Source organism: Catenovulum sediminis, assembly GCF_007289895.1.
In the GTDB taxonomy this organism is placed as follows: domain Bacteria; phylum Pseudomonadota; class Gammaproteobacteria; order Enterobacterales; family Alteromonadaceae; genus Catenovulum; species Catenovulum sediminis.
Window position 1 is genome coordinate 2,762,445 of sequence record NZ_CP041660.1, and the last position, 18,522, is coordinate 2,780,966.

The 18,522-nt window shown below is 41.2% G+C and carries 19 protein-coding genes; 17 read left to right on the forward strand and 2 right to left on the reverse strand.

Features of this window, described 5'->3' with window-relative positions; all coding sequences use genetic code 11:
* Positions 1-96 precede the first annotated feature (96 nt).
* Complete coding sequence (locus tag FNT16_RS11490; protein ID WP_185976580.1) at positions 97-1,509, forward strand: PQQ-dependent sugar dehydrogenase; 1,413 nt, start codon at positions 97-99, stop codon at positions 1,507-1,509.
* A gap of 76 nt (positions 1,510-1,585) precedes the next feature.
* Here the strand turns inward: FNT16_RS11490 and rne are convergent, their stop codons facing one another.
* On the reverse strand, positions 1,586-4,903 hold the full coding sequence (gene rne, locus FNT16_RS11495; RefSeq protein ID WP_143871714.1) for a ribonuclease E: 3,318 nt from the start codon (positions 4,901-4,903) through the stop codon (positions 1,586-1,588).
* A 594-nt stretch (positions 4,904-5,497) separates the two neighbouring features.
* Between rne and rluC the strand changes: the two genes are divergently transcribed.
* Both rluC and FNT16_RS11505 read left to right on the forward strand, forming a co-directional pair.
* Entirely contained in the window at positions 5,498-6,454 is a 957-nt protein-coding gene (rluC, locus tag FNT16_RS11500; RefSeq protein WP_143871715.1) for a 23S rRNA pseudouridine(955/2504/2580) synthase RluC, read from the forward strand.
* Complete coding sequence (locus FNT16_RS11505; protein WP_143871716.1) at positions 6,447-7,118, forward strand: HAD family hydrolase; 672 nt, start codon at positions 6,447-6,449, stop codon at positions 7,116-7,118. The genes rluC and FNT16_RS11505 overlap by 8 nt, the downstream gene beginning before the upstream one ends.
* Here the strand turns inward: FNT16_RS11505 and FNT16_RS11510 are convergent.
* On the reverse strand, positions 7,081-7,707 hold the full coding sequence (locus tag FNT16_RS11510) for a Maf family protein (RefSeq protein ID WP_143871717.1): 627 nt from the start codon (positions 7,705-7,707) through the stop codon (positions 7,081-7,083). The two genes, FNT16_RS11505 and FNT16_RS11510, sit on opposite strands and share 38 nt — an antisense overlap.
* Before the next feature lie 101 nt (positions 7,708-7,808).
* Between FNT16_RS11510 and FNT16_RS11515 the strand changes: the two genes are divergently transcribed.
* From FNT16_RS11515 to FNT16_RS11580, 14 genes are all read left to right on the forward strand, one after another.
* Positions 7,809-8,324, forward strand: a complete 516-nt coding sequence (locus FNT16_RS11515) for a YceD family protein (RefSeq protein ID WP_143871718.1) — start codon at positions 7,809-7,811, stop codon at positions 8,322-8,324.
* A gap of 13 nt (positions 8,325-8,337) precedes the next feature.
* The gene (gene rpmF, locus FNT16_RS11520; protein ID WP_143871719.1) at positions 8,338-8,508 is read left to right on the forward strand and encodes a 50S ribosomal protein L32; all 171 of its coding nucleotides are present in this window, start codon (positions 8,338-8,340) and stop codon (positions 8,506-8,508) included.
* A 9-nt stretch (positions 8,509-8,517) separates the two neighbouring features.
* Positions 8,518-9,540, forward strand: a complete 1,023-nt coding sequence (plsX, locus tag FNT16_RS11525; RefSeq protein WP_143871720.1) for a phosphate acyltransferase PlsX — start codon at positions 8,518-8,520, stop codon at positions 9,538-9,540.
* A 6-nt stretch (positions 9,541-9,546) separates the two neighbouring features.
* Positions 9,547-10,506 (forward strand): beta-ketoacyl-ACP synthase III, encoded by a 960-nt coding sequence (locus FNT16_RS11530; RefSeq protein WP_143871721.1) that lies wholly within the window; start codon positions 9,547-9,549, stop codon positions 10,504-10,506.
* 20 nt (positions 10,507-10,526) lie between these two features.
* A complete protein-coding gene (fabD, locus tag FNT16_RS11535) occupies positions 10,527-11,462 on the forward strand; it encodes an ACP S-malonyltransferase (RefSeq protein WP_143871722.1) in 936 nt (311 codons plus the stop codon).
* A gap of 4 nt (positions 11,463-11,466) precedes the next feature.
* Positions 11,467-12,207, forward strand: coding sequence for a 3-oxoacyl-ACP reductase FabG (gene fabG, locus FNT16_RS11540; protein WP_143871723.1), 741 nt, complete (start codon positions 11,467-11,469; stop codon positions 12,205-12,207).
* 195 nt (positions 12,208-12,402) lie between these two features.
* On the forward strand, positions 12,403-12,645 hold the full coding sequence (acpP, locus tag FNT16_RS11545) for an acyl carrier protein (RefSeq protein ID WP_017444731.1): 243 nt from the start codon (positions 12,403-12,405) through the stop codon (positions 12,643-12,645).
* Positions 12,646-12,712: 67 nt separating this feature from the next.
* Positions 12,713-13,951, forward strand: a complete 1,239-nt coding sequence (gene fabF / locus FNT16_RS11550) for a beta-ketoacyl-ACP synthase II (protein WP_143871724.1) — start codon at positions 12,713-12,715, stop codon at positions 13,949-13,951.
* A 42-nt stretch (positions 13,952-13,993) separates the two neighbouring features.
* Entirely contained in the window at positions 13,994-14,782 is a 789-nt protein-coding gene (gene pabC, locus FNT16_RS11555) for an aminodeoxychorismate lyase (RefSeq protein WP_143871725.1), read from the forward strand.
* Positions 14,775-15,797, forward strand: a complete 1,023-nt coding sequence (mltG, locus tag FNT16_RS11560) for an endolytic transglycosylase MltG (RefSeq protein WP_185976581.1) — start codon at positions 14,775-14,777, stop codon at positions 15,795-15,797. Before pabC ends, mltG begins: the two co-directional genes overlap by 8 nt.
* Entirely contained in the window at positions 15,790-16,416 is a 627-nt protein-coding gene (gene tmk, locus FNT16_RS11565) for a dTMP kinase (protein WP_143871727.1), read from the forward strand. Before mltG ends, tmk begins: the two co-directional genes overlap by 8 nt.
* 3 nt (positions 16,417-16,419) lie before the next feature.
* On the forward strand, positions 16,420-17,355 hold the full coding sequence (gene holB, locus FNT16_RS11570; protein ID WP_143871728.1) for a DNA polymerase III subunit delta': 936 nt from the start codon (positions 16,420-16,422) through the stop codon (positions 17,353-17,355).
* 10 nt (positions 17,356-17,365) lie between these two features.
* Positions 17,366-17,692, forward strand: a complete 327-nt coding sequence (locus FNT16_RS11575; protein ID WP_143871729.1) for a PilZ domain-containing protein — start codon at positions 17,366-17,368, stop codon at positions 17,690-17,692.
* Between the two features lie 38 nt (positions 17,693-17,730).
* On the forward strand, positions 17,731-18,513 hold the full coding sequence (locus FNT16_RS11580) for a TatD family hydrolase (RefSeq protein WP_143871730.1): 783 nt from the start codon (positions 17,731-17,733) through the stop codon (positions 18,511-18,513).
* Positions 18,514-18,522 lie beyond the last annotated feature (9 nt).

An 18,522-nucleotide genomic window follows, 5' to 3' on the forward strand; every position in this document is an offset into this window, starting at 1 on the left:
GCTTTCTATCCGTTAATGTCACATAATACCCACTATTGCCTAGTATTCACTTATGGTTAATTTGTAGCGGAATCAAAACTAAGTTTAGGAATGTTTATGAAAAACCGAAAAATTAAAAATCAAGTTTTTACAGCTCTTTCATTATTGTTATGTTCCCAGTCTAATGTATTTGCCAATGTAAACGAGAATTACAGCCGTTATTGTGCGAGTTGCCATGGTGATAAATTGCAAGGAGGCCTTGGGCCTAACTTAAAAGACGACACATGGCTACACGGTTCGTCAGAGCAAGCAATATTCTCAGCTATTGAAAATGGTGTGCTGGCTAAGGGGATGCCCGCGTGGAAAGGTACACTGAGCTCTGAAGAGATTCGGGCAATGGTCGTCTATTTACAAGAGCGCGCAGTAGATGCAGCAGATAGTGAAGGACATGACAGAGTTGACAATAAAATTTTTAAGACAGAAGACTACAAAGTGGAATTGCAATCTTTTGCGGTTTTGGAAAATTCGGTTTGGGCAATTAGCTTTTTACCTGATGGTAGCTTATTAACGACTGAGAAGAATGGTCATTTGTTTATCATAGATAAAAACGGTACTAAAACCCAAATTAAAAACACGCCTAATGTTTGGCTGAATGGGCAAGGCGGGCTTTTAGATGTAGCGGCGCACCCTGAGTATCCAAAGCAACCTTGGATTTACTTGTCTTATGCTGATAATAGTTTTGATAAAGATATTGGTATGACAAAAATTGTAAGAGGCCAAATTATTGACGGAACTTGGCAAAAAGAGCAGGTAATATTCTCAGCAGAGCAAACCCAGCATACGTCTGCAGCTGTCCATTTTGGTTCCCGTTTTGCGCTACACAATGGCTATGTCTACTTTTCTGTTGGTGACAGAGGGAAAAAAGAATTAGCACAATCACTGGCAAACGTAAATGGTAAGATCTACCGACTATATTACGATGGTCGCGTGCCTCAGGATAACCCCTTTGCTAAACAAAAATCTGCGGTTTCAGCAATTTGGAGTTATGGCCATCGAAATCCACAAGGTTTAGCAATTCACCCCGTCACAGGTAAAGTTTGGTCAACAGAGCACGGACCTCGTGGAGGCGATGAAATTAATCTGGTCGAGAAAGGGCTTAATTACGGCTGGCCTGTGATAACCTATGGGATCAACTACAATGGTACGCCAATCACAGATAAAACACACCAAGATGGGATGCAGCAGCCAAAACATTACTGGGTACCTTCAATCGCAACTGGAGGGATCGATTTTTATAAAGGCAGTCAATTTGGTTTATGGCAAAACAACTTATTAGTGACCGGTATGAAAAGCGAAGAGCTTCGACGTATTGTTATTGAAGGCACTGAAGTTACCCAGCAGGAGGTTATTTTTCAAGGTCGCGGCAGAGTGCGTGATGTTGCAGTATCGCCTAGTGGTGAAATTTATGTGGCAATTAATACTGGAGAGCCTAAAAGCGGGCAAATATTTAGGTTGAACCGTTTAAAATGATAAGTTAATTAAATCATTAAAGAAAAATCCGCTGAAAAATCCGCTTTAGTGGTTTGCTAAAGCGGATTTTTTGTTTTTATTGATTGGCCTGAGTTGCAGGTGCTTCACTATGAGCACTCGGCGCTGATGAACCACCAATTTTTCCGGATATAGACAATGAAGGTCGGCTATCCTGCGGTAATACATTTATCGAAAGTGCCTTTTTCACATCTATCGATTCTGGCTTAGTTTGTGTCATAGGAGCGGACGCAAAACCATGTAGACGCTTATGATCGCGCGTTTCCGAGACCTGCTGAGGCTTCTCGACTTGCTCAGTAGTGTCCATCTCTTGCTGAGTCGTAACGGCTGATTCTACCGCTTGTACTGGCTCTATTTCATCAAGTGGTAAACTTTGTTGCTTGCTTTCAGACTCTTGTTCTGAGCGAGCGACAGATTCAACAACTTTTTTGGTTTCTTCAACGACATCTTGAGCACTTGAGTCTTCTGCTTGTGCAGTTTCTTCAGGTGTTTGTTGTTGTAAAGCGCTCGCTTCCTTTTCAGCTACATTTTCAGCTACATTTTTTTGTTCAACAGCTTGAGTGTCGACTTCGGCTTCTGAAGGTTCAATTTCTGTAGATTCGACCGGCTGAGCTTGCTCAGACATCACCTCTGTTGCTGCACCTTGATTTGACGCATCTTGACTTACTGCATCCTCGATATTGGATCCTGCAGCGACACTAACATTAACAGTTTTATCCACTTCACTGTCTGCTAGTTGTTTCTCTTCAGTGCTTTCAACAGCCGAAACAGCAGCACTATTACTTGCGGTTGTTTCTGCATCGTTTGAAGTTTCTACATCGTTTGCAGTGACATTGCTGCTTGTCTGATGGGTTTCCGGATAGCGACTTTCAACCGGATCTTCCGTCACGTCAGCATGTTGCATCACTTCAAGCGCAAGTTCATTTTGCTTGTCGTTTTTACGATAATATTTATCGTATTTTCCTGAATCTTGATTATTGCTTTCAGATTCATTTTCTGTGTCCGTTTGATTTCTACGACGACGTTGGCTATTCGCTCGTAAATGTCGTGTTCCTCTGCGCTGACGATTGTTGCCACGGTTATCTTCTTTATTTTCGTTAACCTTTGGCTCTTTGCTTACCTCAGTTGTTTCTTCAACTACAGTAGGAGTCGATGTTGCAACTTCGTTTTCAACGGCCGGTGTTTCTGTGATGGCTTCAACTTTTGCCTGAGTTTGCGCAGTATCAGCTGTTACAGATTCGGCTTTTACCGTTGCTTTAACTTCATTCTGTTTTTTCTGAGTTTGCTTCTCAGTTGATTGTACGCTGACCTCTAGCGCTTTTTCTTCTGCTTTTTCTTCCAGTGTTTCTTTCGCTTTGTCCACTCGAGGTTTTTGCTCGACGCGGATTTTTTTGCGCTGCTGGCGTCTGGCACGTCTTTCCTGAATTTTCTCTTCCTGATGACCTTTTTTGCCACTCGTTTCAGTTTTATTTTTACTTTGCGCAGCTTTTCTGTCAGGACGATTAGTGTCATTGCCTTTTTTGCGTGAATCACGATTGTCATCTTTCGCGTTGTTGCGCTTGTTAGCGTTATTTCGCTTATTGTTTCTTGGTTTGCGCTGATCCGACTGGCGTGGTTTGCGTTCGTTATCTGCTTTTTTAACTTCCTTTTGTGGTTCAGGCGAGGCAAAAAGAGATTTAAACCAATTCACAAGCTGGCTGACTAAACCAGGACCTTTTTCTTGCGTAGGGACTTTTTCTTCTGTCGGTTTTGCTTCGGCTATAGGAGCCGGCATATCCGGTGCAGCAAAACCTTTTAAAGCCGGTTCTTCCTTTTTCTCGACCGGTTTTATCGACGGTGAAATTGGAACCGACAGATCTTCGTCAGGCTTAGAAATTAATTTGTAGCTGATTTCATCACCGGAATCTTCTATTTTAACGCGCGAAACTTCATAGTTGGGCGAATCCATGTGTGGGTTTGGTACAACAACGATGCGCACATCATGACCTTTTTCGATAAATCGAACTGCACCACGTTTTTCGTTTAACAGGAAGGTCGCAACTTCAACCGGAACATGAGCCTGTACTTGTACTGTGTTTTCTTTTATGGCTTCTTCTTCTAGTAAGCGCAAGACAGAAAGAGCTAGAGATTCAGTCGAACGAACAACACCGGTTCCCTGACATCTTGGACAACTTTGGCTTGAGCTTTCACCTAAAGAAGGTCGTAATCTTTGACGCGACATCTCCAACAAACCGAAACGAGAAATACGTGCAAGCTGAATTCGTGCACGATCAGAACGCACAGCATCGCGCAACCTATTCTCAACTTCTCTTTGATTTCTGGCTGGCGTCATATCGATAAAATCAATAACAACTAAACCACCTAAATCGCGCAATCTTAATTGGCGTGCAATTTCATCTGCTGCTTCTAGGTTAGTATTCAGAGCCGTCTCTTCAATATCGCCACCTTTAGTCGCTTTTGAAGAGTTGATGTCAATTGAAGTCAATGCTTCGGTTTGGTCGATAACAATTGAACCGCCTGACGGTAACCTAACTTCTCGTTTAAAGGCGGATTCAATCTGGCTCTCTATTTGGAAGTGCGTAAATAGAGGGACTTCACCTTGATACATGCGTACACGATTAACAAAATCAGGACGCACCAAAGCAATATGTTGTTTTGCGTCTTCATATACTTTTGGGTGGTCGATTAAGATTTCACCAATGTCACGACGCAAGTAATCGCGTATTGCACGAACAATAACATTACTTTCTTGATGAATTAAGAACGGGGCAGCCCGGCTACCTGCGGCAGATTGAATAGACTCCCAATGTTTTAATAAAACATTTAAATCCCACTCAAGTTCTTCAAATGCTTTACCAACGCCCGCTGTTCGAACGATTAACCCCATGCCATTTGGCAAAGATAATTTGGCTAGCGCCTCTTTCAACTCTGTTCGTTCATCGCCCTCGATTCTACGAGAAATGCCGCCAGCACGTGGATTATTTGGCATTAATACTAAGTAACTGCCTGCTAAACTGATAAAAGTGGTGAGTGCGGCACCTTTTTGTCCGCGCTCTTCTTTATCAATTTGCACGATAACTTCCTGTCCTTCCTGAATAACGTCTTTAATATTCGGTCGGCCGGAAAAAGTATAACCTGCAGGGAAGTATGATTTAGCAATTTCTTTTAATGGTAAAAAACCATGCCGTTCAGCGCCATAATCAACAAATGCTGCTTCAAGGCTAGGCTCGACACGGGTAATTTTACCTTTATAAATATTCGCTTTTTTTTGTTCGTGACCGTGACTTTCGATATCAAGATCATACAAGCGTTGGCCATCGACCAACGCAACGCGCAACTCTTCTTCCTGAGTTGCATTAATTAACATACGTTTCATATTGTTTTCTTTTCACCACATATGAAACGCCAAATCCTAAACTTGAATTGACTGTTTGTTATTAGCTACTCTCTCGAGTATCTATAAACACTGTTTAAACAAAGCGTCTGACCAAAATGTGGGCAAGTATATGTGTCGGTACTATATTGTGTTTGTACCGCTTTTTTTCATTTATACCCAGTAAATAAACAATGTTTATTTACGTCAGTCCGTTCTGATAAGCAATTATCGCACTGTCTTATCAAGTGCAATAAACTATAAATCTCAGGCTACTCTATATCTGTTAGGTTTTTGGCGTTTCTAAAAAATAAATTACATTGGCATTCACTGTCGGGTTTGATGTTTCAAAGCTAAACGAAAAATTACACACTTCGCCAGATTTGAAAATGCGTAGATAAACTGTAACATGAGAAAATGTTCAGTTTATTGCTTCACCTCGTCCTCTTACACAGTCTGAATGTCACCACCAATTCTCGTGTATTATGACACGTTTTTGAAAAACACTGGCATAAAAGTATGCCATCAGAGAAAATATAGCAAAGCTCTTGCCATAGCGGCAATCGAATTTCACAAAATATGGAAAGATATTTACATATGAAAGAAAATGACCGCCAGTCGGTTACCTATCACGAGATAGATTTGGATAATTCTGGTCAAAGAATAGACAATTGGTTAAAGCGTGAGCTAAAAGGTGTACCAACGTCTTTGATTTATCGTTTGTTAAGAAAAGGGGAGATTCGGGTTAACAAAAAGCGAATTAAACCTGAATACAAACTACAACCAGAAGATATTATTCGAATTGCGCCAATCCGAATCGAAACTAAAGCAGAAAATGATTTTACCGTAGGTGACAGACTTAAAAGGTTGGTAGAAGGTGCTATTTTATACGAAGATTCGCATCTGATTATTTTAAATAAACCTTCTGGTTTGGCGGTACATGGTGGCTCGGGATTGAATTATGGTGCAATTGAAGCGATGCGCCAGATAAGACCAGAATTAAAACAACTAGAGTTGGTTCATCGATTGGACAGAGATACCTCGGGTTGTTTAATTATTGCTAAAAAGCGTTCGGCTTTGCGAGCAATACATCAGCAATTGCGTGAAAAGAAAGTGGATAAACGTTACTGGGCGCTGGTCAGTGGTGCTTGGCCTAAAGCGCTCAAAGTGGTTGAAAAACCCTTATACAAGAATGTATTAGCTTCTGGAGAGCGGGTTGTGAAAGTCGATGCTAAGCTTGGCAAGCCCAGTGAAACTCGATTTAAAATATTACGCAGCTTTTTGCAGTCAACTTTAGTCGAGGCATTTCCGGTTACAGGTCGAACCCATCAAATCCGCGTTCATGCTGCGGCGTCCGGATATCCGATTGCGTTAGACGACAAGTATGGTGAGGCTGAATTTGATAAAAAAATGAAAACTATGGGGATTAACCGGTTGTTTTTACATGCTGCATCAATTTCATTTAAGCACCCCAAAGATGGTACCACGTTGCGTATAGAAGCACCTTTAGAAGATTCGTTGCAAAAGGCCCTGGAGAAACTGGCAAATGAATAAATATAAATTAGTGATTTTTGACTGGGACGGTACATTAATGGATTCGATTGGCCGTATTGTATCGTCAATGCAAAATGCCGCTTCTAATTGCGGGGTTGAAGTGCCCAGTGACGCACTAGCTCAATCTGTTATCGGTTTAAGTCTGCCAACCGCGATTCAAACGCTTTTTCCAAGTGCAGATGAAACGATGAAAAAACGACTATCTGATGTGTATCGGCAAGAATATGTTTATGATAACCCGGTTCCGACCCCACTGTTTCACGGCGTTGAGCCACTTTTGCAGCAATTATCAGAGCAAGGATACATATTGGCGGTTGCAACGGGTAAAGCGCGAGCAGGATTAGATAGGGTGTTAAAGGCGACCGGTTTAGCCAATTATTTTGCGGCGACTATATGCGCTGACGAGAGTGAGTCTAAACCCAGCCCTAAAATGCTCTTGAGTTTATTACAACAATTTGATTTAACTGCGAACCAAGCGGTTATGATTGGCGATACAGTACATGATCTTAACATGGCTAACAATGCCGGCATGGATGCTATTGGAGTGACCTGTGGGGTAAACGACGAAGCAACACTAGCGAGTTGTAAGCCGGTTGCTATCGTCCATCAAATACATCAGATTAGAACTATTTTATTGCCACAGGTAGTTGCTGAAGTGGATTAAAATCAAAGCTTCTTAATATTTCACAGAGTTTTATTAATGGTAAACCCATTAATGTATTGGGGTCATCACCTTCGAGCTTTTCAAATAAAGTGATCCCCAAAGCTTCACTTTTAAAGCTGCCAGCACAATTTAAAGGCATTTCTGCCTGTATGTACGCCGAAATCTCGCTTTTCGACAATTGTCTAAAATAGACGGTGAAAACTTCAACTAGACTTTTCATTTGGCCATTAGGCGCTATTACAGCAAGGCCAGTGAAAAATTCAACTCGATTGCCGCTTAATTTGGCCAGTTGTTTTTCGGCATTTTTAATTGTATGTGGTTTACCCAGTATTTCACCATTGTGAAAGGCTACTTGGTCTGAGCCAATCACAAAGTGTCCTGGGTGCAACTGAGAACCGGCTGTTGCTTTGCTTTCAGCTAGCCGCTTAACCAGCTGATAAGCCGTTTCACCCGCGAGCTCAGTTTCGTCGGTTTCAGGTTTGCATGTTAAAAAATCAAGTTGTAGCTTTTGTAAAATTTGTTTTCTAAAAATTGAAGTTGACGCCAGCACTAAAGCTGGTTTTTTATTGCTTTGCTTTAAGATTGTCATAAATTTCGCACTTATTTTAAAATGTTCTACTATTTTTCCGATTTTCATTTGACTAAGCAATAGCAGATCGATAATATCCGCGCCCTATGCAAAAGGTAAAAATGCCAATTGAGATTGATCCGGTAAAAAGTGCACAAAAACGCTCTGATTATAACGGTGTATATCAATTGGAAGATTTAACGCGTTTAAGCGCATCGATATTGTCTGGTAACGGGCAAGTCAATGTCACGCTTAGATGTACCTATGATGAGCAACGGCTGCCTGTCATGCTCATCACTGCTGAGACGGATGTCGAAGTGAAGTGTGAGCGCTGTGGTGAGCCGATGCAACAACATCTGGGTTTATCAGCGACTTTTACACCAAAAACGTATCGTTTAGATGAAGATCTTGTACCTTCAGACTATGCTATCGTTGCGGTGAATGAATATGGGTTATTGGATCTAAGAGCATTAATTGAAGATGAATTGCTGTTAGAAATTCCAATTGTCCCTAAACATAAAGTCGATGAGTGCGCCATCAAAGAACAAGACATGAGTTGGGGGGAGCTAGATGAAGCTGCTCAAGAAAAACCAGCCAGTCCGTTTGATGTATTGAAAAGTTTAAAGAATCCAAAATAACAGGAGATCAGTAATGGCTGTTCAAAAGAACAAAAAATCTCGTTCAAAGCGTGATATGCGTCGCTCTCATGATGCTTTGACTGCTGCTAGCCTGTCTATCGACAGTACATCTGGTGAAACTCATCGTCGTCACCATGTTACTGCAGATGGCTATTATAAAGGCAAAAAAGTAGTTTCTGCATAAGAGGCAACTTTGGCGAATCTAACCATAGCGTTAGATGCAATGGGAGGCGATCACGGGCCTCCTGTTACTATTCCGGCTGCGCTCGAAGTGTTGGCTGAGTACCCCCAGTTAAAATTTATCGTTTGTGGCGATAAATATCAGATCGTTCCGCTTATCAATGACATCGCATTGAGCCTACAACAGCGTATTGAAGTTTTGCACTGTCCTCAAGTTGTCTCTATGGGTGAAAAGCCTTCACAAGCATTACGTAATAAAACGCAATCATCAATGCGAGTTTCTCTCGATCTTGTGCAAGAAAACCGAGCTCAGGCCTGTGTTAGCGCTGGCAATACTGGCGCATTATTAGCGATGGCCTATTATGTATTGAAGATGCTACCCGGGATCAAGCGTCCAGCTTTGGTTACGGCAATCCCAAGTGCTAAGGGTCATCGAACTTATGTTTTAGATCTAGGCGCAAATGTAGAATGTGACGAACACATATTGCATCAATTTGCATTGATGGGTAGTGTGTTGACCGAAAAAATTGATTTGAAAAACCCTCGGATTGGCATACTGAATGTAGGCGAAGAAGAAATAAAGGGTAGCGGCACAACAAAAAGAGCAGCAAGATTGTTAAAAGAAGACAAATCGTTAAACTATATAGGGTTTGTTGAAGGCAATGATTTATTTACTGATAAGGCCGATGTAATTGTTTGCGATGGCTTTGTCGGCAATGTGGCAATGAAGGCATGTGAAGGCCTTGCAAAAGCGGTTATAGAATCTATTAAATCACTGGCCAGCGAAAATTGGTTAAGTAAGGTTTTTGCAGCGATCGCTTTACCTATGTTAAAAAAGCTATATCGGCAAATGAACCCCGACCAGTATAATGGAGCGAGTTTGTTAGGATTGCGCGGTATAGTGATAAAAAGTCATGGGAATGCCTCAAAAGAAGCTTTCAAATACGCAATTGAAGAAGCTATAAATGAAATTCGCCATCAAGTACCAGAAAAAATTGGTAATAGAATTGAACAGGCGTTAACTGACAGGTCTTAAATAAATATGTATTCAAGAATTATCGGCACAGGCAGTTTTTTTCCCGAACAAGTGCGTACCAACGCTGACTTAGAAAAAATGGTAGATACCAGTCATGACTGGATTATTGAGCGTACGGGTATCCACGAAAGACGCATTGCTGGGCCTGAAGAAAATGTTGCTACCATGGGGTTTGAAGCTTCGAAAAAAGCTTTAGAGGCGGCTAATCTAAAAGCATCAGATATTGACTTAATTTTATGTGCAACGACCAGTTGGGAAAAAGCATTGCCGAGCGCAGCATGCGAAATTCAAAACTTACTTGGTTTGCCTGGTGTTCCCGCTTTTGACATAGCTGCAGCTTGTGCAGGCTATTGTTATGCGCTAAGTGTTGCTGATCAATTTATCAAAGCCGGCACAGCTAAAAGAGTTTTGGTGGTCGGTACCGATGCGTTAACCCGCTTATTAGATCCAAACGACAGAACCATGATTGTTTTATTTGGTGACGCAGCGGGTGCATGTATTTTGGAAGCCAGTGAAGAAGCGGGGATTTTATCGACACATATCCATGCAGATGGTCGATATGCTGATTTGCTCGGTGCGGATTTACCCACTAGAGGTGTCGAAGCATCGGTACACGAAGCGTATGGCTACATGAAAGGTAATGAAGTATTTAAAGTAGCAGTTACCAAATTAAGTGAGATAGTTGAAGAAACACTGGCAGCGAATAACTTACAAAAGTCAGATATCGACTGGCTTGTTCCGCATCAGGCGAACTACCGAATCATCAAAGCAACGGCCAAGAAGTTAGATATGACCATGGATAGAGTGGTTGTCACATTAGATAAACACGGAAATACCTCGGCTGCCTCGGTTGCAACTGCGCTAGATGAAGCAATCCGAGACGGACGCATTCAACGCGGACAAACCTTATTGCTAGAAGCGTTTGGCGGTGGTTTTGCGTGGGCGTCAGCATTAATTAAGTATTAAACTAAAGATTGAGAAATAATATGTCTGAACAATCAATTGCATTTGTATTTCCAGGGCAGGGTTCACAAACTGTCGGTATGCTGGAATCTTTATATCAAGCTTTTCCTAGTGTTAAACAAACATTTGAGCAAGCTTCCGATGCACTCGGTTATGATATGGCTGAAACGATCTTAAAAGATCCAGCTGAAAAACTAAATCAAACGCAGGTCACCCAGCCCGCCTTGTTAACAGCAAGTACCGCAATATATCGTTTGTTGTTAGAGCAGGGGGCCAAACAAGCCAAATTTATGGCGGGCCACAGTTTAGGTGAGTACTCAGCACTCACCGCAGCAGGCGTATTGCAGTTTGAAGACGCTTTGAAATTAGTTGAATTACGTGGTTTGGCGATGCAAGAAGCTGTACCAACAGGCGTTGGTGCTATGGCCGCTATTATTGGACTGGCGGACGATGCGGTTATCGAAGCGTGTGCAAAAGCAAGCGGTGACGAGTTGGTGGCAGCGGTAAACTTTAATTCACCGGGGCAAGTGGTTATTGCAGGTCATAAAAATGCTGTCGCAAAAGCTTCAGAATTGTGTAAAGAAGCCGGTGCTAAACGCGCATTACCATTACCGGTAAGCGTGCCATCTCACTGCGCTTTGATGCAGCCGGCGGCCGAAAAACTCAATGCGGCATTACAAAATATACAATTGGCTGAGCCGCAAATTGCTGTGGTTAACAATGTTGATGTTAAAGCTGAATTTACTTCTGAAGCAATTGCTAATGCATTGGTAAGACAGTTATATTGTCCAGTGCGTTGGACTGAAACAGTACAACATTTAGCCGCCAATGGTATTACTCAATTAGTTGAAGTAGGACCGGGTAAGGTGCTAAATGGCTTGACTAAACGAATTGAAAAATCTTTAACAGCAGTATCTGTCAATGACACTGCGTCGTTAGAATCATTTATAAATGGGTAACACTATGTTTGCAGGACTAGAAGGACAGGTTGCACTGGTTACAGGTGCAAGCCGTGGTATTGGTAAAGCAATAGCTTTAAAATTGGTTGCAGCAGGCGCAACTGTTATAGGGACAGCGACTTCAGAAAAAGGAGCCGCGGCAATCTCTGAATATTTAGGTGACAATGGGCAAGGGCTAGTATTAAATGTCACAAACGATGATTCCATTGCCGCTTTGTTTGATACCATAAAAGCAGCGCATGGTGATATTAATATTTTAGTGAATAATGCCGGTATTACGCGCGACAATTTATTAATGCGAATGAAAAACGATGAGTGGTCTGATATTATTGAGACTAACTTAACGTCTGTCTTTAAGTTGTCTAAAGCCGTGTTGCGCGCAATGATGAAAAAACGCAATGGTCGCATTATTAATATTGGTTCAGTGGTCGGCTCTACCGGTAACCCAGGGCAGGCAAACTACTGTGCCGCTAAAGCCGGATTAGTTGGTTTTACCAAAGCGATGGCAAAAGAAGTTGCCTCTCGCGGAATTACCGTAAACTCTGTTGCACCTGGTTTTATTGATACCGATATGACAAAAGAGTTGAGTGAAGAGCAGAAAAATACTATCTTTGCTCAGATTCCAGCGGGTCGTTTAGGGCAACCTGAAGAAATTGCCGCAGCAGTGTTATTTTTAGCCGCTGCTGAGGCTGCTTATATTACAGGTGAAACCATTCATGTGAATGGCGGCATGTATATGGCATAAATACGGTAGATTCTTGTGCCGATAACGGGTATCATTCGCTCGCATTCGGATAATAAGAGTCTGGTGTTGGGTTTAACTTAAGAGGTTAGACCAGTAGACTAAATAAAAGCTTTAAGCTTGCAACCGATTTATTGATTTTAATAAACTACAGCAAACTTGCGCATAGTGCGCATTGTCTGAGGGAAACTTTACATTATGAGTAACGCAAATATCCAAGAAAGAGTATACAAAATCATCGTTGAACAACTAGGCGTTAAAGAAGAAGAAATCACAAATGAAGCTTCTTTTGTTGACGATTTAGGCGCTGATTCTCTTGATACTGTTGAATTAGTTATGGCTCTTGAAGAAGAATTTGATACTGAAATTCCAGATGAAGAAGCTGAAAAAATTACAACTGTTCAAGCTGCTATCGACTACGTTGTAGCAAACAAAGAATAATTGATTCTGGGCGGTTGTTTAACCGCCTTTTTTACACCTTTCAAATACTCCTCCTGGGGGCAATCTAGTGTCAAAACGTCGTGTCGTTGTCACCGGACTAGGAATGTTATCTCCGGTCGGTAATTCAGTTGACGATTCTTGGAAAGCGTTATTGGCAGGTCAAAGTGGTATTCAGTTAATTGATACTTTTGACGTAAGCAGCTTTTCAACTCGCATCAGTGGTTTGGTAAAAGGTTTTCAGTTTGAAGATTATTTACCAAAAAAAGAAGCAAAAAAAATGGATACTTTTATACAGTACGGTGTTGCTGCTGGTATCCAAGCTATGAGAGATTCAGGCCTTGAAATTACAGAGCAAAATGCACATCGCATTGGCGCCGCTGTGGGTTCAGGCATTGGTGGTTTATCTTTGATTGAAGAAAATCACAGTAAATTATTGAATAGCGGTCCTAAGCGCATGTCGCCATTTTTTGTGCCTTCTACCATTATTAATATGATTTCAGGTCATCTATCTATTTTGTTTGGATTGAAAGGCCCGAATATCGCAATTACTACAGCTTGTACTACAGGTGTGCACAACATTGGCCATGCAGCTCGAATGATCGCCTACGGTGATGCAGATGCAATTTTAGCCGGTGGTGCTGAAGCAGCAACTACACCTTTAGGTTTGGGTGGTTTTGCGGCAGCAAGAGCATTATCTGCACGTAATGATGAACCTACTCGAGCAAGTCGCCCATGGGATAAAGACCGTGACGGTTTTGTCATGGGAGATGGTGCAGGTGTGATGGTATTGGAAGAATACGAACACGCTAAAGCTCGCGGTGCAAAAATTTATGCAGAGCTATCTGGTTTTGGCATGAGTGGTGATGCTCACCATATTACTTCACCACCGGAAGATGGTGTTGGTGGTCAGCAAGCGATGGCTAATGCTATTCGTGATGCGGGTATTTCAATTGAACAAGTGGGCTATTTGAATGCACACGGTACTTCAACACCTGCGGGTGATTTAGCTGAAACCAATGCGGTTAAAAATCTATTTAAAGATTATGCTAAAAAAGTAATGGTGAGCTCTACTAAATCCATGACGGGTCACTTATTAGGTGCTGCAGGTGCAATTGAAGCGATAATTACGGTAAAAGCGTTACAAGATCAAAGTATTCCGCCAACCATTAACTTGGAAAATCCCAGTGAAGGTTGTGACTTAGATTATGTACCGCATGAAGCACGTCAAGCTTCTTTTGACTACGCATTGTGTAACTCATTCGGTTTCGGTGGAACCAACGGTTCTATCTTGTTCCGTAAAGTATAATTCTGCGATTTTAAATCGGGCCCTTGTGGCATCAACCGAATTATGAAGTTAATCAGAGTTATACCTAACCATCACCAAATAGCTGCTTCCAATAGAGCCCTGCAATTTGGTGATGGTCACTTTACGACCATCAAAGTTCAAAATCACCAAATTCTCCTTTGGCCCTATCATAAAAAGCGGTTATTAGACGCGAATAAAAGGCTGGCATTTCCACATCTTGATATCAAACGCCTTGAAAAAACATTACAAGATATTGCTAAAGCGCAATCAGATGTCATTGTAAAAATATTGATTTGTCGTGGAGAAAGTCAAAGGGGCTATGCATTTTCTGACGATATGCAAAGTGTTGCTTTGATTTATACATCTGATTTGAATGAAAAGTTGTTTTCTTATCCTGATGGTATTGCGCTAATCAGTTTACATACTCAAATAGCGCGTCAACCTTTGTTAGCTGGAATAAAGCATTGTAACCGTTTAGAACAAATTTTAATTAAAAAAGAACTGACCGATAAACAACAAAAGGATGGACTGGTTTTCGATACAGATGGTTTTTTAATCGAAACATCATTGGCCAATATTTTTGTTCAAATAAACGAAAACTGGCTAACCCCTGATTTGTCAGAATCCGGTGTGGCAGGGGTACAAAGAGCATTTACGTTAAACAAAATCAAAAATATTGAAAGACGAAAGATTCATCAAACTGAGGTTGCAGCAATTCAGGCTGCAGTGATATCAAATGCCTTGATAGGTTGGGTATCTGTTGCCAGCATTGATGGTCGGATGCTCAATCAAAAACAGTCGCAGGATTTTATCCAAGGGTGTTATGCATAAATTATTAAAAGTTTTCTATTATGTGTTTTTTAGCATGTCATTGTTGGCGATTGCGACTACTTATGTTATCTATCAAGGTTACCAAAAATTAAATCAAAGCATAATAATTGAAAATACCAGCCTTGTTGTACCGCAAGGCCAGTCGTATAGCGCTTTGGTTGAGCAACTGGCTACACAACAACTGATTGAAAATAACATAGTGCTCAAAATATTACCGAAAGTTGATCCACGGTTTGCAAAAATGCAGGCGGGTCAATATTTGTTTGACGGTGAATATTCAACCTTTGCAGTGTTACAAAAAATTCGACAGGGCGAGGTACAGCTTTTCCGTATTACTTTTCCAGAAGGGTCTGATTTCAAACAGTGGCAACAGTGGATTGCGGCTCATCCGCATCTTCTGCAGACGGATTATCAAGATTGGTTAGATAGCTTGATTTCGCCTTACACACACCCTGAAGGCTTGTTTTTCCCTAGTACCTATCTCTTTAAGTCGGGAACAGAAGATAAGGTGATATTAAAACAAGCATATGACAAAATGCAGGCATTAAAAGAAGAACTTGCAGACAACAGTTTATTGTCAGACTGGTATCAAACGTTAATTTTGGCTTCAATTGTCGAGAAAGAAACGTCAGTGACTGCAGAAATGCCGAAAGTAGCGTCGGTATTTTATAATCGCTTGGATAAAAATATGCGTTTGCAGACAGATCCAACCGTTATTTATGGCTTGGGAAATCGTTACAAAGGGGACATTACGCGCGCCCATTTAAACGAAAAAACACAGTACAATACATACAAAATTAAAGGTTTACCGCCCACGCCCATTGCAATGCCCGGATTAGATGCAATTAATGCCGTGCTATATCCAGCCAATACAGACTATTTATATTTTGTAGCAACTGGTGAAGGTGGGCACACATTTTCCAGAACATTAAAAGAGCATAATAAAGCGGTAAAAGAGTATCTTGCTAAAATGTCACAACAAAAAATGACAACAGAGAAAGCGACCAATGAATAATGCAAAATTTATCGTAATTGAAGGATTAGAGGGCGCAGGAAAAACCAGTGCGATTCAAGTCGTGACAGACTGGCTTACTGAGCGTGATATTCAGTTTATCCAAACTCGGGAACCCGGTGGCACACCATTGGCCGAGAAATTAAGAGCTCTAGTCAAAACGGTGGATGAAAATGAAATTATTACGCCTCAAGCAGAGCTGTTGTTAATGTATGCCAGTCGCGTACAGCTTATCGAGACGGTAATGAAACCCGCACTAAACAAGGGAAAGTGGGTAGTTGGAGATCGCCATGATATGTCATCTCGTGCTTACCAAGGGGGCGGAAGGCAAATCCCAGAGTCAGTTTTACAACCCCTTAGAAACTCGGTGTTACAGGATTTTCGCCCTGATCTTACCTTGTATTTAGATGTTTCACCACAAGTCGGGCTTACCAGAGCACAAGCAAGAGGTGAGTTAGATAGAATTGAGCAAGAAAAAATTGATTTTTTTATTCGTACTCGAAATAAATATTTAGATATTGCTAACAGCGAAGAAAATATAGAGATTATTAACGCAGAGCAAGATATGGCAAAAGTACATCAAGACATTCGGGCACACTTAGAGCAATATTTTGGAGTTTAAGCCGTGAATTACCCTTGGCTCAAAAATATACAAAAATCTTTGCTTCAGCAGTTTTTGCAAGGCAGGTTGCACCATGCAATCTTGCTAACTGCACCTGAGGGATTTGGTAAGCGAGTATTAGTGAATCAATTGGCACAAGCATTTTTGTGTCTTTCTGCAGAAAATAAACCCTGTGGTAGTTGCAAATCGTGTCACTTATTTACTCAACAAAGCCATCCAGATTTTATGTTGGTGGAAGATGACAACAGTAAAACAATTGGTGTAGATTTAATTCGTAAATTGGTTAATAAATCACAACAAAAATCACAAATGCATGGAGCTCATGTTTTTTTTCTACCGGATTGTCACAAGATGACGGAAGCATCAGCTAATGCGCTATTAAAAACTTTGGAAGAACCCGGGCAAAATAAATTTATAATTTTGACGACTCCGCATCCGAGTCGTTTATTAGCAACGATTAAGAGCAGAACACAAGAGTATACAATCAAACCACCAAGTGCTGAAATATTACAACCTTGGTTGGTTGCACAGAATGTAGCACTAGAAGAGTTTGAGAAAGTTTATCCAATGCTAGAATCTTCACCGCTTTCTGCACTGGAATTTATCAAAAGTGGAGCGTTGCAAGCTCAAAAAGCGTATTTAGCACAATTTAAATCGTTTTTAGGCGGTCAATCAACCGCTTATCAATTTTCAGCCAGCTATGATGAGGACAAGGTCGACAAGCAATTAGTGTGGTTGTTAAATGCGCTTAAAATGTGGTTGAATTCTAAATTAAAACAGAATGGCAGGGATCTTGAATTGGCGCTTAAGCAGGTGCAGATTTGTGATATGCAAAATTTAGTGATTCAAGTTAGAATGCAAATGTTGCAAACTGGCATGAATAAGAAATTATTATATCAGGCGATGTGTAATAAACTGTCGCAGATACTTCGTAGGTAGTTGAGCTTAAATGGAAGAATTGGTTCTAGAATTTAATAATGTACACGTACTCTATAAAAGTTATATGTCGTTTATCAAAGAGGGCGGTTTGTTTGTTGTTACAAATCGAACTTACGATTTAGGCCATTCTTTAGCGCTTAGTGTATTACTGCCAGGTGCAATAGAGCCTTTAAGCGTTTCCGGTCGAGTTTGTTGGTTAACACCACCGGCCTCTCACAGTAGTGCACCGCAAGGCGTTGGGGTTGCATTTATTGATGATAAACATCACTTAAAAGACCGTATAGAGACCATGTTGGGACCTATGTTAAACTCCGGCGAAGCAACTTACACCATGTAGCAAAACCGCTGCATAGATTACAATTATTGGAGCCGTTTGTGTTAGTCGACTCTCATTGTCATTTAGATAAACTAAAAACCGGAGAAAATGGGGAAACGGTGAGCGATATGCTGCAAGCCGCCCGCGAGCGTCAAATTGAACACTTTTTGTGTGTTTGTGTGACACTTGATGATTTTCCTAACATGCTGCAAAGTGTGCAGGCGCATTCTGATGTATCCGTTTCCTGTGGAGTACATCCTTTGTACCACGAGCAAGATTATGATTTTGCAAAGCTTAAATCTTTAGCTCAAGACCCTCATGTCGTTGCAATTGGAGAAACAGGATTAGATTATTTTTATTCAGCCGAGACCAAAGATTGGCAACAAAAATCTTTTATCCAACATTGCCAGTTGGCTCATGAATTAGAAAAGCCTTTGATAATACATACGCGTGATGCTCGGCAAGATACATTGGATATTTTACGAGCCGAAAATGCACAAAAAGCCGGTGGTGTTTTGCATTGTTTTACCGAATCACTGGAAATGGCAAAAGCGGCCATCGATTTAAATTTTTATATCTCAATTTCTGGTATCGTGACATTTGGTAATGCAGCAGAATTGCGTGATGTTGTGCGCGCATTACCCATTGAACGCTTGTTGGTTGAAACAGATTCACCTTGGCTTGCACCTAAACCTTATCGGGGTAAACAAAACCAACCGGCTTATGTGCGTGAAGTCGCGCAGTTTGTGGCGGATTTAAAAGGGGTAAGTTTAAATCAACTTGCCGAAACAACGACCGAAAATTTTTATCGTTTGTTCAGTGGCATTAAACGAACAGCCTGAAACTAAAAT

Bases quoted from the DNA above. Each gene is read 5' to 3' on its own strand.
- FNT16_RS11490 (WP_185976580.1), top strand. From the start codon at position 97: ATGAAAAACCGAAAAATTAAAAATCAAGTTTTTACAGCTCTTTCATTA.
- FNT16_RS11530 (WP_143871721.1), top strand. From the start codon at position 9,547: ATGTATTCAAGAATTATCGGCACAGGCAGTTTTTTTCCCGAACAAGTG.
- FNT16_RS11505 (WP_143871716.1), top strand. From the start codon at position 6,447: ATGAATAAATATAAATTAGTGATTTTTGACTGGGACGGTACATTAATG.
- fabG (WP_143871723.1), top strand. From the start codon at position 11,467: ATGTTTGCAGGACTAGAAGGACAGGTTGCACTGGTTACAGGTGCAAGC.
- mltG (WP_185976581.1), top strand. From the start codon at position 14,775: ATGCATAAATTATTAAAAGTTTTCTATTATGTGTTTTTTAGCATGTCA.
- FNT16_RS11515 (WP_143871718.1), top strand. From the start codon at position 7,809: ATGCCAATTGAGATTGATCCGGTAAAAAGTGCACAAAAACGCTCTGAT.
- rpmF (WP_143871719.1), top strand. From the start codon at position 8,338: ATGGCTGTTCAAAAGAACAAAAAATCTCGTTCAAAGCGTGATATGCGT.
- FNT16_RS11510 (WP_143871717.1), bottom strand. From the start codon at position 7,707: ATGACAATCTTAAAGCAAAGCAATAAAAAACCAGCTTTAGTGCTGGCG.
- rluC (WP_143871715.1), top strand. From the start codon at position 5,498: ATGAAAGAAAATGACCGCCAGTCGGTTACCTATCACGAGATAGATTTG.
- rne (WP_143871714.1), bottom strand. From the start codon at position 4,903: ATGAAACGTATGTTAATTAATGCAACTCAGGAAGAAGAGTTGCGCGTT.
- FNT16_RS11575 (WP_143871729.1), top strand. From the start codon at position 17,366: ATGGAAGAATTGGTTCTAGAATTTAATAATGTACACGTACTCTATAAA.
- tmk (WP_143871727.1), top strand. From the start codon at position 15,790: ATGAATAATGCAAAATTTATCGTAATTGAAGGATTAGAGGGCGCAGGA.
- pabC (WP_143871725.1), top strand. From the start codon at position 13,994: ATGAAGTTAATCAGAGTTATACCTAACCATCACCAAATAGCTGCTTCC.
- fabD (WP_143871722.1), top strand. From the start codon at position 10,527: ATGTCTGAACAATCAATTGCATTTGTATTTCCAGGGCAGGGTTCACAA.
- acpP (WP_017444731.1), top strand. From the start codon at position 12,403: ATGAGTAACGCAAATATCCAAGAAAGAGTATACAAAATCATCGTTGAA.